This is a genomic window from Gammaproteobacteria bacterium (genome assembly GCA_016712635.1).
GTDB lineage: Bacteria > Pseudomonadota > Gammaproteobacteria > SZUA-140 > SZUA-140 > JADJWH01.
The window spans coordinates 1-13482 of sequence record JADJQS010000008.1; the positions used below are offsets into that span (position 1 = coordinate 1).

15 protein-coding genes and 1 pseudogene are annotated in these 13482 nt (G+C 61.6%); 13 read left to right on the forward strand and 3 right to left on the reverse strand.

The annotated features are described in order from the left end of the window. The 13 genes and pseudogenes from IPK65_10865 to IPK65_10925 all read left to right on the forward strand — a co-directional run. Positions 1–486 (forward strand): cbb3-type cytochrome c oxidase subunit II (locus tag IPK65_10865; GenBank protein ID MBK8163607.1); only part of this gene is annotated, 486 nt, incomplete at its 5' end. A 22-nt stretch (positions 487–508) separates the two neighbouring features. Next, the gene (locus IPK65_10870) at positions 509–1177 is read left to right on the forward strand and encodes a hypothetical protein (GenBank protein MBK8163608.1); all 669 of its coding nucleotides are present in this window, start codon (positions 509–511) and stop codon (positions 1175–1177) included. A 263-nt stretch (positions 1178–1440) separates the two neighbouring features. After that, positions 1441–1815, forward strand: a complete 375-nt coding sequence (locus IPK65_10875; protein MBK8163609.1) for a hypothetical protein — start codon at positions 1441–1443, stop codon at positions 1813–1815. A 12-nt stretch (positions 1816–1827) separates the two neighbouring features. Further along, positions 1828–2112 (forward strand): hypothetical protein, encoded by a 285-nt coding sequence (locus tag IPK65_10880; GenBank protein MBK8163610.1) that lies wholly within the window; start codon positions 1828–1830, stop codon positions 2110–2112. Beyond that, entirely contained in the window at positions 2099–2584 is a 486-nt protein-coding gene (locus tag IPK65_10885; GenBank protein ID MBK8163611.1) for a cytochrome c, read from the forward strand. The genes IPK65_10880 and IPK65_10885 overlap by 14 nt, the downstream gene beginning before the upstream one ends. Continuing rightward, the gene (locus tag IPK65_10890; protein ID MBK8163612.1) at positions 2581–3045 is read left to right on the forward strand and encodes a hypothetical protein; all 465 of its coding nucleotides are present in this window, start codon (positions 2581–2583) and stop codon (positions 3043–3045) included. The genes IPK65_10885 and IPK65_10890 overlap by 4 nt, the downstream gene beginning before the upstream one ends. Beyond that, a complete protein-coding gene (locus IPK65_10895) occupies positions 3045–4121 on the forward strand; it encodes a formylglycine-generating enzyme family protein (protein ID MBK8163613.1) in 1077 nt (358 codons plus the stop codon). The genes IPK65_10890 and IPK65_10895 overlap by 1 nt, the downstream gene beginning before the upstream one ends. Continuing rightward, a complete protein-coding gene (locus IPK65_10900) occupies positions 4118–4345 on the forward strand; it encodes a hypothetical protein (GenBank protein ID MBK8163614.1) in 228 nt (75 codons plus the stop codon). Before IPK65_10895 ends, IPK65_10900 begins: the two co-directional genes overlap by 4 nt. Before the next feature lie 19 nt (positions 4346–4364). Beyond that, entirely contained in the window at positions 4365–4757 is a 393-nt protein-coding gene (locus tag IPK65_10905) for a hypothetical protein (GenBank protein MBK8163615.1), read from the forward strand. A 90-nt stretch (positions 4758–4847) separates the two neighbouring features. After that, positions 4848–7475, forward strand: coding sequence for a fused MFS/spermidine synthase (locus IPK65_10910; GenBank protein ID MBK8163616.1), 2628 nt, complete (start codon positions 4848–4850; stop codon positions 7473–7475). 67 nt (positions 7476–7542) lie between these two features. Next, the gene (locus tag IPK65_10915) at positions 7543–8871 is read left to right on the forward strand and encodes a 4Fe-4S binding protein (protein MBK8163617.1); all 1329 of its coding nucleotides are present in this window, start codon (positions 7543–7545) and stop codon (positions 8869–8871) included. After that, positions 8864–9250: pseudogene (locus IPK65_10920) on the forward strand (hypothetical protein). The gene IPK65_10915 and the pseudogene IPK65_10920 overlap by 8 nt, the downstream one beginning before the upstream one ends. Positions 9251–9757: 507 nt before the next feature. Next, entirely contained in the window at positions 9758–9988 is a 231-nt protein-coding gene (locus IPK65_10925; protein MBK8163618.1) for a hypothetical protein, read from the forward strand. An 8-nt stretch (positions 9989–9996) separates the two neighbouring features. On the opposite strand, the gene IPK65_10930 is transcribed toward IPK65_10925, so the two are convergent. The 3 genes from IPK65_10930 to IPK65_10940 form a co-directional block, all read right to left on the reverse strand. Continuing rightward, positions 9997–10521, reverse strand: coding sequence for a hypothetical protein (locus IPK65_10930; GenBank protein MBK8163619.1), 525 nt, complete (start codon positions 10519–10521; stop codon positions 9997–9999). Continuing rightward, positions 10511–11047, reverse strand: a complete 537-nt coding sequence (locus IPK65_10935) for a cbb3-type cytochrome c oxidase subunit I (protein MBK8163620.1) — start codon at positions 11045–11047, stop codon at positions 10511–10513. The genes IPK65_10930 and IPK65_10935 overlap by 11 nt, the downstream gene beginning before the upstream one ends. A gap of 369 nt (positions 11048–11416) precedes the next feature. Continuing rightward, the gene (locus IPK65_10940; protein MBK8163621.1) at positions 11417–13438 is read right to left on the reverse strand and encodes a dynamin family protein; all 2022 of its coding nucleotides are present in this window, start codon (positions 13436–13438) and stop codon (positions 11417–11419) included. Positions 13439–13482: the final 44 nt, after the last annotated feature.

The window sequence follows — 13482 nt, forward strand, 5'->3', positions numbered from 1 at the left end:
ACGCCTGATGTCGTGATGAACTCGGTCACCGACGCGGACGTTCGTTACATCGGCGCCGGCAAGATCATGTTCGTGAAGGAAGGTTGCTGGTGGTGCCATACCCTGCTGCCGGAAGAGACCCAGGACTGGCAGGTCTTCGGCGCACCGCCGCGTCTTGGCGACTTCAACAGCGAATCGCCAACCGCGCTGGGATCCGACCGCAAGGCGCCTGACCTGCTGCACGTGGGTTCGCGCAACTCTTCACGTGAGTGGATGATCATGCACTTCTTCAACCCGCGTCTGGTGCAGCCGCATTCGATCATGCCCCGCTTCGATTATCTGTGGGGCGAGGTGGATGCGCAGGGCAATGCGATCGACTATGACAAGTGGCGTGCGGAATACAATGAGTATGCCGCCGGCACGCGAGTCTACGCGCCGGATGTTCCGGAACCCGCGGCGAACAGCGAGGCGCGCAAGCTCATCGACTTCGTGTTGAACCTGAAATAAGAAGAGTGGGGGAGAATATAACATGGCTTGGAAATTTGAAAATCCGCTCTATTCTCTGACAGATGAGGCGCAGAACGATCAGGCGCGCAAACTGTGGGAAGGCGAAAGCCTGGGGGGCATCACCGAGGACAATAATCGCCTTCCCCGCCCTGTGGTCTGGTTGCTCGGGTTGACCATCATTACCGCGTTCCTGGTGACGGCCCCTCTGTGGGGGCAGCGGCCGACGGCGGCGATCTACGCAGAGTATATCGCCCTGATGGACACCCCGGCGGTACTGGATCTGGTGGAGACCAAGGGTGACGACGCAGCGATGCAATATATCGTCAAGTCTGTCAAATCCACCGGCTCCCAGTGGGAGGCATTGCAGGATAGGCATCCGCTCACCATGAATGATCTCCGTCTGATCAAGGACCAGGTCATCGAACTCCAGAACGCGGGTGTCGATCTGTCGGAGTACTCAATACTCGGTGACAAAGTCCTGCTGGCCAATTTTGAGGGCAATTGCAAAGGTCCGATGAATGCCGCCGGTAATTGTGTTGAAGGTGTAGAGCGTGAGAGGAAACAGCCACACTGGGATCGCGGTTATACCATCGACGTCTTCTACGTGATCTACTTCTGCATTGCGGTCATAATCGCGGTAAAGCGGTTACCCAACCACAAGTGGCAGCCGGATCACAACAAGCATCATTAATTCGCAGGGGGATTTACCATGATCGATATCGATAACCCGCCGCTTGCGCTGTTGATTCCCATCATCATCGTGTTCGTGGCGCCGTTCATCTACAGTTTCTTCGTAGACAAGCACGAGAAGGGCAAGCCGCCGATTCGTGATTGAAGTCCGGCTGCGGTCGATCCGCCACCTCGGCTGGCGGATCGACCGCAGCGAAACATCACTGCACCTGACAATGCCGCTCGCGAGAGCGGCATTGGCTTTTCAGCCAGGGCATGTTTTCCATGCATTTCTCCCCCGGGCCATCGGATATTTCCATGGATATATTTGAGTTTACCGACTCATCCGGCCTTTCCGGACACCTGCGCGACGCGGGCGTGAAACCCTGGTCAGCCGTCGTGCAGGCTGAGGACCCGGACGATTCCAGCTATTTCACCATCGAAGGGATGCGCGGTGAGGAGTACAGCGTAGGCATCTTCATCTTCATGCTGATCGGGGTGCTGGTGTTTGCCGGCGTCATACTCCGGTTTGTCTGGATGGCGAAGAAGGAATCCGGACTGAAAACCGGGGAGAAAATCATGTTTCTGTGGATAATTCTCGGGACAATTGTTGCCGTGATATTCGGTGGATTACAATTGCTCCATGGTCGGCTGTTCTAGGAGGAACTGGATATGAACTTCTTTCAATCACTGCCGGACGGCTGGACCATATATGTCTGGATGGTCGCAGGCGGCCTGATCATCATCGCGGCGATCTTCGGCATCCGCTGGGCCCATCACAACGAGCAGTTCGACGAGGATATCAAGTACCTGGTATTCGACGAGAATGACAAGGAAAAGATGTCGCCGGAAGAATTTGCAAAGAGCCAGGAGGTCAACAAGCGGCAGGTGGAGCGTCGCAATGAGGTCCTGAAGGAAAAGGCCGAACAGCACGCGTCCAGGCATGAAAAGAGGTGAGAAGACCATACTCATCATCACCGTGGCGGTCGTGGTCGGGTTGATGGCGTGGAATTACCACCGGCAGAGCGAACGCACCGCGAACGACAACAGCATCCCGTTTTACAGCACTGCTTCCGCCGAGCTGGGCCGGCAGGCGGGTGAGCTCATCCGGCGACACGAATGCCGCAGTTGCCACACGCTGTGGACCCTGCGCGACATGCTGCGCGCGGTTCCCGCGCCCGCCCTAGACGGCATAGGCTCGCTGCGAGACCAGGACTGGCTCTATGCCTATCTTTCGGCGGACGACCCGCAGCGCATCCTCCCGACGCGCCTGAAGAAGGAGTATCAGATGCCTTCCTACGCCGGCCTGCCCGAGCACGAGCGCCGGATCCTGGCGGAGTATCTGGCGAGCCTGAAGGTGGAGGACTGGTACCTGGAGGAAGCCCGCATGGCCGAATGCAGCAAGCTGACGGGAGAGAACTGCCAGTGAACGTCAAGACCAGGCGTTACATCACGGGTTGTGTCGCGCTGCTCGCAGGCTGTCTGGTCAATTACGCAGGCGATCGCCTGCTGGGCGTCGATCCGGAGCTGTGGTGGGGGCTCGGCACGTTCAATCTGGCCTGGATGCTGGACATCTTCGTGGTTCCGCTGCTGGCCGGCATTGTGGTGGCGGTCATCTTCGGACTGGGAGGAAAGTGGCTGTGCTATTTCCCCCCCCTCATCGTGCGCACCATCAACTATTTCAGCCTGTATTCCGCCGAGTCGCTGCCGGACGGCGCGCTGATGCTGACCTTCCCGCTCTGGATCCTGATCGTCATCCTGGTGGTCGAGTCCGCGGCCTTCGGCGGGGTGATCGGCGAAATCATGATCAAGCGCACCTATGGCCGCATCCCGCGGCATCTGCTCTACCGCGACAAGGATCAGGCTGACTCCACCGAGACGAAGGGCTGATGGCCGTCCCCTATCAGCAGAGGGAATCCCTCCCGGCGGAAGAGCGCGCGCGGCGCCGGCGCTTTCTTGCCGCCACACTGGTGACCTGTGTGGTGCTCGCCATGCTGGGGGGGATCGTTCACGTGCTCATGCTGGGCGCCGACCGCCTGTCCTATATGAAGGGCAAGGCGTCCTACGATCTGGCCGAGGTGAAGCAGCGCATCCGCGCCGCCGGCGAAGACATCACACTGAACCGGAGTAATGAGCACCGTCTCGTTGCGCTGAGCAGCTATACGGTGGCGGAGGTCGAGACCCTGCTCACCCCCGGGCAGTGGCAGGAACTTGCGACGATGGTGACGGTTCCCGCCGGGGACTTCCTCATGGGCACCGACCGCGAACGCAGCGATGCCCAGGATCAACCCCAGCACCGGGTTCGCCTCGCGGAATACCGCATCGACAAATACCCGGTCACCAACGCCCAGTACGCGCGCTTCGTCGCCGAAACCGGACATCGTCCCCCGCTGCACTGGGAGGAGGGGCGGATCCCGCCCGGACTGGAGCTGCATCCGGTTACGATGGTGTCCTGGTTTGACGCGAGCGCGTATGCGCGCTGGGCCGGCAAGCGCCTGCCCAGCGAGGCGGAATGGGAAAAGGCCGCACGCGGCCCGGACGGCCGGCGCTGGCCATGGGGGGACCTGATGGATGCCAGCCGCCTCAATACCTATTATCAGGTGGCATCGACCACCGAGGTGCTGCAGTATCCGGCCGGTGCCAGCTACTACGGGGCCATGGACATGGCGGGTAACGTGAGCGAGTGGATCGCCGACGATTTCCATCCGTATGCCGGATCGACCGCGCCGGCGGAACTGTTCCAGGGCAAGGTCGGGGTGGCGAATTCCCCTGCGGACCGCGCCATGAAGGTGGTGGACCTGGTGCCGGTACAGGGATTTTACAAGGTGTTGCGCGGCGGGTCATGGAAGAGCGACCCGTTTTCGACCAGCACGTATCATCGCAATTTTTCCTGGCCACACTATGCTTCTGACTTTTTCGGCTTCCGCTGCGCGGCGGATGCAGCATCGGGGGTTGAAGTTAAATGAACAAATGGACTGGATGGATCATCGCGGTCGCGGGCGCGTTGACGCTGCCGGAACTGGCATGGGCGGTGGACAGCTACCGGTATTTTCACGTCACGCCGGAAACGCCCTGGTACATCTTTCTCTTCCTGTTGCCGATCGTCGTCTCGCCGTTCATCCTGATGGCGATCCTCTACTGGTATTTTGCCTGGCACAAACCCGGCGGTCAGGACAAGGAAAAGGATTAGGTCGCACGGCCGCATGAACATGTTCGCTGGAAGGTCGGGCGCGCTGTGCTGGCTCCTGTTGTTGCCGCTCCTGCTGCTGCTGGCGGGGGCCGTCCATGCCCAGGATGCGGGGGAAGCGCCTGCTGCGGAGCCCGTGCCGGAAACCCAGGTGATGCATGCCTTCACCCAGCAGGCCCTGGAAGGCGGTGACGTCTTCGCGGTGCCGGATCGGACGAAGCACCTGATCATGTTCATCATGGGCGCCTCCCTGCTGGTATTCCTCATCGTGACCGTGGTGCTGGGTGTGGCGATGGCCCTGTACGGGAAGCGTGTCTTCATCCCGCACATGATATTCGCCGGCTTCAGCCTGACCCTGGCCATCGTCCACTCTGTCGTCGCGGTGGTGTGGTTCTTCCCGTTTTCCTCACCCTAGCCTGCAGCAGGCCCGCATGAGCGTCGACCGGCTGCCAGCGCGATTGCCGTTCAGTGTCGGCCGGGTGCGAGACGCGGGCGGCGGCCGATCATGACGGGCGCAACCGCCGTCCACCCCGCGCCGGCACGGACCCTGCCGCTCGCACTACTGTATGCCGGTTCGGGCGCGACCAGCCTGGCCTTCGAGGTGCTGTGGGCCCGCATGCTGTCCATGCAGTTCGGGATCAGCATCTTCGGGGTGGTCGTGACGGTGGCGGCGTTCATGGGCGGGCTGGGTTTGGGCAGCCTGCTCGGCATGCGTTGGCGCCGCCGCTGGCCGCGGCCACTGCATGTCTTTGCGCTCCTCGAGGGCGGCATCGCAGCGTATGCGCTGCTCCTGCCCTCCCTGCTGGCGCTCACGGAACGCGGCCTGGACACCATCGCACCCGGTGTGGGTCTGGCGGGCTGGTATCTGCTCCAGGGCAGCGGGCTGCTGCTGCTGATCCTGGCGCCCGCCACGGCGATGGGATTCGGGTTCCCGCTGGTCCTGCGCGCCATCGACGCGGGGCCGCGTACCCTGGGGCGGATCTACGGCGCCAACGCCTGCGGCGCGGCCGTCGGTGCCCTGCTGCCGCTCTGGCTGCTGCCTGAGTACGGCTGGGGATCTGCGGTGCAGACCGTTGCTGTTTTCGGATTGCTCGTCGCCCTGGGCGCACTCTGGCTCGGCGGGCGGGTCGGCACCGCGGACGGCGCGTACCTGCCTGCGGCCGTCACGCCGGGCGGCATACCGCGTGCGACACTGCTGGTGTACGGCGCGCTCGGCGCCGCCGCCATCATGCTGGAGGTCGGCTGGAGCCGTCTGTTCGGCATGGTGCTGATGCGGACCGAATACGTGCTGGGGGTGATCCTGGCGGTGTATTTGGCGGGGATCGGCGGCGGCAGCCTCTTCGCACATCGCCTGAGCGATCGCCGCTGGTTCGCACTGCTGCCGCTGATCGCCGGCGCCGCCGCTCTGGCCAGCCTCGCGGTGGTTCCGCTGGTGTCGACCTGGGTGGAAACACAGACATTCGCCACACTGGGCAGCGCCTTGATCAGCGAGGCGGCGCTCCTGGCCGCGCTCACCCTGCCGGTGACGCTCGCCCTCGGCGCATGGCTGCCGCTGCTGGCCACGCGCTACGGTACCCGCCCCCAGCAGGGCGCGGTGCTGTATGGTGCGAATTCGGTCGGTGCTGCGCTGGGCGCGTTGCTCGCGGGGTTTGTTCTGATTCCGGCCCTTGGCACCGCCCTGACAGTGGCGGTCGCCGGACTGCTGCTGTTTGTATGCGGCATGTATTGGTCGTTTCACCGGCGCGCCTGGCTCGCGCTGCTGCCGCTGCTGGCCGCGGCCTGGCCGCTGGCAGGTTTCCCGCCGGTCAGCGCCATGCTCCCCGCAACCTATGCGGGCAGCCGCGACCTCTATCGATATGAAGACGCCGTGAGCATCACCCATGTGGTGGAACAGGCCGATGGCCAGCGCGTGCTTCTGACCGACCTGCAGCGCATGGACGCCTCGAGCGAGCCGGCGGCGGTGGAACTGCAGAAGAACCAGACGCGCCTCGCTCTGCTGCTGCACCCGGCGCCCCGGTCGGTGCTGTTTCTCGGGCTGGGTACCGGCATATCGGCGGCAGGCTCGCTGGCCTACCCCGGCATCGAGCGTACAGCGGTGGAGCTGTCGCAGGGTTCCATCGTCGCCGCACAACACTGGTTCGCCCCGGTCAACCACGGGATCAGCGAAGAAATGTCCGTAGTGCGCGACGACGTGCGACGGTTCCTGCGCGTCTCCGGGCAGCACTACGACGTGATCATCGGTGACGTCTTTCATCCGGATCTGGCCGGCCGCAGCGCGCTGCTGTCGGTGCAGCAGTTCGAGCTCGCGCGCGCGCGCCTCAATCCGGGCGGCGTGTTTGTCCAGTGGCTGGCGCTGAATCAGTTCGACCTGGAAACCTTGCGCATAGTATTGCGAACCTTCCGCCATGTGTTCCCCGGAGGCGTCCTGTTCATGGACGGTTTCCGTATCGCCCTGGTCGGTTTCGAGGGTGAATCCGCTCCCTCCATGCGCCGGCCCGCGGGAGATCCGGGTACGGATCCCACCAATGATGCGACCGGAGGAGAGGGATTCTGGACCTGGCAGGGGCGTTACTGGGGGAAGATCCCCGCCTCCGAAGGGCCGCTGCAGGACGAATGGCGCCCGGTGATCGAATATCGACTCCCGCATGCGCGCTATCGCGTCGAGCCGGATCTGGTCGGCCTCCTGGAATGGCTGCTGCTGCGGCGTCCGGCAGTCGAGCAGGCGGCCGTGGAACTGAGTATCCCGGCGGAGGATTTCCCCGCCATGGAGCGTGCGTACATCGCGACGGATCTCGGCCTGCGCAGCTGGCTGGCTGCGCTGCGCGGCGCGGATGCCGAATCAATCCGGCTGATCCGCTATGCCTATCAGGCCAATGCACGCGATCGCTGGGTGTCCTATTCCCTGGCGGATGACATGTACGAATCGCTCTCGCAGTCGTCCCTGGCGGGTGACGAGCGGCGGCGGGCCCTGCTCACGATCCTGGGCGGCCGCCCTGACCACAGCGAGGTGCTGCGCGGGCGCTGGCGCCTGGAACGGGACGCGGGCGACCCCCTCGCCGCCGGGTCCTATCTTGCGAGACTGCGCACAGTGAGCCCGCTCGACCGCGATGTCGTGACGCAGGCGGGCGAGTAGGCCGGCAGAGTGTGCCCGCCGTACGCATCTGGGTGAAAATCGGCACCCGGCATGTTAGTCTAATGCCATGAATTATCAAAGGACATTGGCCGGAATCCCGATCGTATCGGCGGACGCGAAAGCGGGCCGCCGCCTGCACCTCGTGCGCCGTACAGTGCAGATTGTCACCCTCATCGTCGCTGTCCTGGTTCCGGTGTCCGGTCTGTTCCGCATCGATCCCGTCGAAGGCGCCTTTGTGGTGCTCGACAGGCAGATCTGGTTCGCCGACTTCTTCCTGGTCGTAGGCCTGTGGCTCGCGATATCGAGCCTCCTGGTGATGACATACTCCCTGGTCGGCACCGCCTTCTGCGGCTGGTCCTGTCCGCAAAATACGCTGGCGGAGTGGGCCAACACCATGACGTACAGACTGCTGGGTAAACGCGCCGAGGTGAGCCTGGACGGGAAACCGATGAGGGTGTCGAGCGGCAAGGACAAATGGCTCAATTGGACGATACTGGGAACGATCTTCCTGGCGGTTGCGGGTGTGGCGGCGCTGGTGCCCATGTTCTATTTCTATTCTCCCGAGATGATCTGGATGTTCGTGACTTTCCAGAGCGACCCGCGCCTGGCCGGTTCCCTGTACTGGATTTACACCATGTTCGTCCTGATTCTGTTCCTTGACATCGCCTTCATCCGCCACTTCTGGTGCCGCTTCATGTGCGTCTATCGCGTCTGGCAGCATACCTTCAAGACCCGTGAGACGCTGCACGTGGCGCATGACAAATCCCGCCCCGAGGAGTGTTCGCACTGCAATTTCTGCGAAACGTCCTGTTTTATCGGCATCGACCCGCGCCGGACCGAGGTCTACGATGCCTGCATCAATTGCGGCGAGTGCATCACTGCCTGCAGCAGCATCCGCGGTTCGCGCAAGTCCGGCAACAGTCTGCTGCGCTTCGCCATCGGGGAGGCGGGCAGTCCCGCTGCAGCGGATTTCAAGCGTACCAACGTCGGGTCCATCCTGCTGCGCGTGCCGTGGTCCCTGATGCTGACGGTGTTCGGCCTGGGCCTGTTCAGCTGGGGCATATCGTCATACCAGCCATATCATTTTTCGGTCTACCGGGCGGAGACCCTGCAGGGCGGGCAGATCAGCGACTATCGCATCAGCCTGGCGAACAAGCTGTACCGGCCCGCGGTGCTGAGCATACAGGTGGAGGGGCTGGCACCTGATGAGTACACCCTGGGCACATCGCAGGTCTCGTTCGTCGGCGCCGGCCGCCAGGACGTGAACCTCCATATCGATGGCGGGCTGTCACCCGGCCTGTATCCCGTCCTCGTGCATGTGGACGGGGAGGATGGACGGCGGGAAAGCTTCCGCGTCCAGCATTTTGTTGCGACTTCGGACATCGGCCATGGCTAGCAAAGATACGCAATCCAGCGACAAATCCGAACTCGGTACCGTGAGCAGCGAGTGGGGCAGGCAGCCGCAGGATCACTTCGGCTATGCCACGGAGGAGGAACGCCTGGCCAAGCGCGGACTGGAGGACTGGGAGCTGGTCGACAAGATTCCCGAGTCCCAGAAGAATGTCCCGGTATGGTTCGTCGCCGTCATCTTGGTGGTCTTGCTGGTCGCGGTCGGCCTCAGCTTTCCCTTCTGGGGTGACCGCCCCGGTTACGAACGCAGCTGGTTCAACTGGGGATTTGTCATCGCCCTGGCATACATAGCCGGAGCAAGCGCCTTCGTATATTTCATGGTGAGTTTGTACGGCACGAATCTGGGCGGGCGCCTCGACAGCGACAAGAGCACCGAGCAGAAATCCATGCAGTCAGATGACCACAATCAAGACAAGGATGCGGGTCATTAGCCTGGGCGTGGTTGCAGCGGCGCTGTTGGGCGCGTGCTCGCGAGGATCCCCTTCTTCGCCTGAACAGGCATCAGTTGGAGTTCCGCAGCCTGTGCGGGAGGCTTCTGCCGTCGTCGCCGACTATTGCGGCGGTTGTCACGCGCCACCGCGTCCGCAAGCACACCAGCCGTCGAATTGGCCAGCCATCGTCGCCCGGATGCAGGAGCACCGCATCCGGGCCGGAATGCCGCCCATACCGGCGGCGGAACTGGATGTGATCATTGGTTTCCTGCAACAGCCTGGAGGGAACGCCTGATGCCGCACCGCTACGGGTTGCTCGCGCTCATGTTCGCACTCATCGCCGCGTGCGGCCGCGGGCCTGATACAGCTGGACCTCCGCCGCAGCAGTGGGGCAATGTTGGCATTATGATTGAAACCCGGCCGCTTCCGCCCAGAGCAGGTATGAACGAATTTCTCGTCATCGGGACCGAGGCGCGGGGGAAACCGGCCTGGAATATGATGGTCATGCTGCGAACCAACACGAACGACGGCTGGCGCCAGGCAATACAGGACGGTGAAAGCGGCGTATATCGCAAGGCCCTGGCGCTGGAATCCGGGCCGCAGAGTTTATATGTCAAGCTGCAGCGCCGCGGGGAAGAAGCCGTGCTGGAATTTCCACTGCAGGTCGAATAATCCGCCCCTCATCCGCGGTCAGGCCTGGCGCTGCGCCTTTTCCCGAGCAGATCGCTTTTAAGCCAGTGGCGCAGCAGCAGGATCTGGTCCCCGCCCCGCTGGGTGGCGCAACGGGGGCAGGTCAAGTAACACAAATAGAGCTCCTTCGGCATGCATCCCGCGTCGAGCAGTTGCGCCTGCATGTCGCGAACCGATTGCCGTATGGTGCTGACATTCCCGCAATGCAGATATGCCCGCACCTGGAACGGACGGGGTAGGTATCCGACGTGGCGAGACAGCGACGGAACGTCCTCCAGCAGCCGTGTGATGCTGCCGCGCAGCAGCCCGGTTCGTGTCAGCACCAGGCCCGGCCAGAGTTCACGCAGGTGCAGTTGTTCGATCGAGCGCTGCTGCCGCTGCAGGTAGATCTCGTAGGCCAGCGGCATGTGTACGAGCGTGGGGATCGGCAGGGTATGTGTACGATACCCGCCGAGGTCGACGTCCTGCTCATGCCAGGGAGGATAGGCGGATGGACAGCCGCAATCAGGCGTCATGCCGTTGTGAGTAGTATTTCTTGGCCGTCAGGAAGATGTTGGCGAAGAAAGTCCAGAACCCGATCCCCATCACGGTGGAGACCGTCGCGATGGTCGGTCCATAGATCCGATGTACCCTCTCCATGGCTTCGGAATTGTGCGCGAGGAGGTAATGTCCTTCCAGGCCGCCGAAGAACAGCAGGGTGGAGTAGAAGCAGCTGACGCCGATGGTGGTCCACCAGAATGAATGTTCTACCAGGCGCTGCGAGTAGAGCGGACGGCCCGATATCGTCGTGAACATGTAGTAGGTGACTGCCATGCAGAGCAGCACGACTCCGCCGACGACGTTGATATGGGCATGGGCGAGGGGGTCGATCATGTGTCCCGGTCCGCCATAGGGGCTGCCAATAGAATCCAGCCACGCCCGCACCGAAGGCATGACCTGGATCACTCCATGGACGGTGCCAATGAAAAAGAAGGTGGCGGAGGCGATCAGGTATTTGATGAGCCTCTTCGGATCCAGTGATGTCGTGGAACCGGAATTCATTGTCCAGATTCTGCGGGGCCTGCGCGATTAACAGAAAAAAGCCCGACAGCGCCGGGCTTTGAACACTGCATTGCTGAATAAACCGGGATTACTTTTTCTGTATCCCTTTGATGGCGGTTTCGCTCAGTGAACCCGCGACGAACACGCTCAAGGTGAAAAACAAGACAATCGGAACCAGAATGCTCGGCCACATAATCACTACCTCCCCTCGTTATCGATTATCGTGATTCTATCAGGCAACAAAGATGGGGCCAGTCTAGCGGATCCAGGGGGGTGACGCAAGCCGGCGGCGGCGGGGCTCGCCCGCCTCTGCCTGATAATCATGTGGCTTAACAACAAGTAAACTGCGGCTGGCGATGAGAACGGTCGTCAGATGACCGGATCGGCGCGGTCGGGCGCAGCACCTTTATCGAGTTCCGGAGGGGTGCAGGTGCTGAGGTTTTCTGTCAGTTTCTTCAGTGTGCTCGTCTGTTCGATCAGAATGGTCTTGGCGGTCAGCAGCTCCTTGAGTTGGGACTCAAGGTTGTTCTTGGATTCCCGGATTTTACTCAGGGTCTTCATGTGCTGCTCAATGCTGTTCCGCTTCTCCTGGATCTGGTTGACCAGCGGGTTTACCAGTTCCTTCAGCCAGGTGTCGGCCTCCTTGCCAGCCTGGATGAACACGTTGCGGGCATGGCTCACCAGCGAGATGAAGAATTTTTTCACGACGAAACTCTGCTCGGACATCGTGGTGACCGGGCTGTTGCGGAATTCCTCCGCCTTCAGATAGAGCAGGTCGAGCTCGTCGGTGTACTTCTTGGTCGGGAACAGCCGCGGCGAGCTTACCCTCAGGCCATACTCGTCGTGGAACTTCTTGTAGATTGCCTGCACAAGCTTGAACGTCTCTTCGGACTGGCGGCTGACGATCTGCATCGCATCGCGCATGCTGTCGAAGAACACCGACATGCCGTTCTTCATTCCTGCGGTGGTCCAGCTCCCCGCCATGTCCTTCCTGCTCCTGTCGATGATCTTGTCGATGGATTCGATATCCAGGGTGTTGAACATGATCTTTGCCTGCAGTGCGAGTTTCTTGCGGCTCAGCTGAAAGGTCTTCACGCTTTCATAATAGGCGTCCTTCTTTTCCTTCGCCTTTTGCAGCAGCTGCTGGACGATATCCTCGTTGTTGCCGCGCATAGCCTGCAGCTCGTTGATGCGGCTGCTGAGGTCGTCGAGCTGTGCGGTCAGCGGCGCATAGACATCATCCATGGAGCGTCCAAGACGGGCGACGATATTATCCCAGATGACCCGCTGCCTGTCGGGGAGGATCTCGTTGCCGAGCATCGATTCGAGTGCGGGAAGATTGCTCCTCTCGAGCAGCTCGCTATTCCCGCGGATCTTCGCCACCAGCGCCTTGTGCGCCGACAGGGGAAAGACGTTGGCAATGTCGATACCGAGCAGTTCGGCGCTGCTGCGGCACTGCTCGCGTATCGTGGCATCGACCTGCTCCGGTCTTTTCATCTCGTCCCACAGCGTATCGATCTTGTTGAGCACGGCCACCAGGCCCTTCTGCCCCTTGTTGCGGTACGCCATGATGTAGTTTTGCCATACATCGAGATCGCTCTTGGTCACCCCGGTATCTGCGGACAGGACGAACAGCACCGCCTGAGCGCTCGGCAGCATGTTGATCGTCAGCTCGGGTTCGCTGCCCAGTGCGTTCAGGCCAGGGGTGTCCAGAATAACCAGCCCCTGCTGGAGCAGGGGGTGAGGAAAACTGATGAGCGCGTGCCGCCAGACGGGGATCTCGACGGTCTGCGGTCGCACGCGGCGGTTGCCGTCCTGTTCGCCGTGAGTCAATTCATCGACGTAGAGGCCGAGCTTTTCTGCATCTTCAACGGGAACGCGCTTCGTTTTCACGACCTCGTGAAAGGTCTGGGCCATCTGGTCCGGTGAGCTGACATTGAGCGGGAATGTGGTCCAGTAGCTGTCCTCGTTCTTGAGATCGGACAGACTGATGTCGCTCAGGCGCGTCTCGATCGGCAGCAGCTTGAGGTACGATTCGCTGTTATCCCTGTCATAGAAGAGCTCGGTTGGGCACATGGTGGTGCGGCCGGCTTCGGACGGCAGCAGGCGGCGTCCGAAATCGGCGAAGAAGATCGCATTGATGAGCTCGGTTTTGCCGCGCGAGAACTCGGCGACGAAGGCGATATTCAGCTGGTCGGATTCGAGCGCGCGCAGGGCGTCATAGATGCGCAGGTCGATTTCCGGGCTGTTGAGTTGATGTTGCCCCAGCCAGTCCTGAAAGTCCCTGATAAGCTTCGTCAGATCCGCCTTCCAGTCGGCGAAGGCCTGCATCTGATTTCTGAAGCGGTCCTGCTCCTGTCCCTGGTTTATCTCCATCGCATTGGTCGACATGGGTTCCTTAATCCAAAATGCTTCCAGAGCTTTTGTGTAGTCCA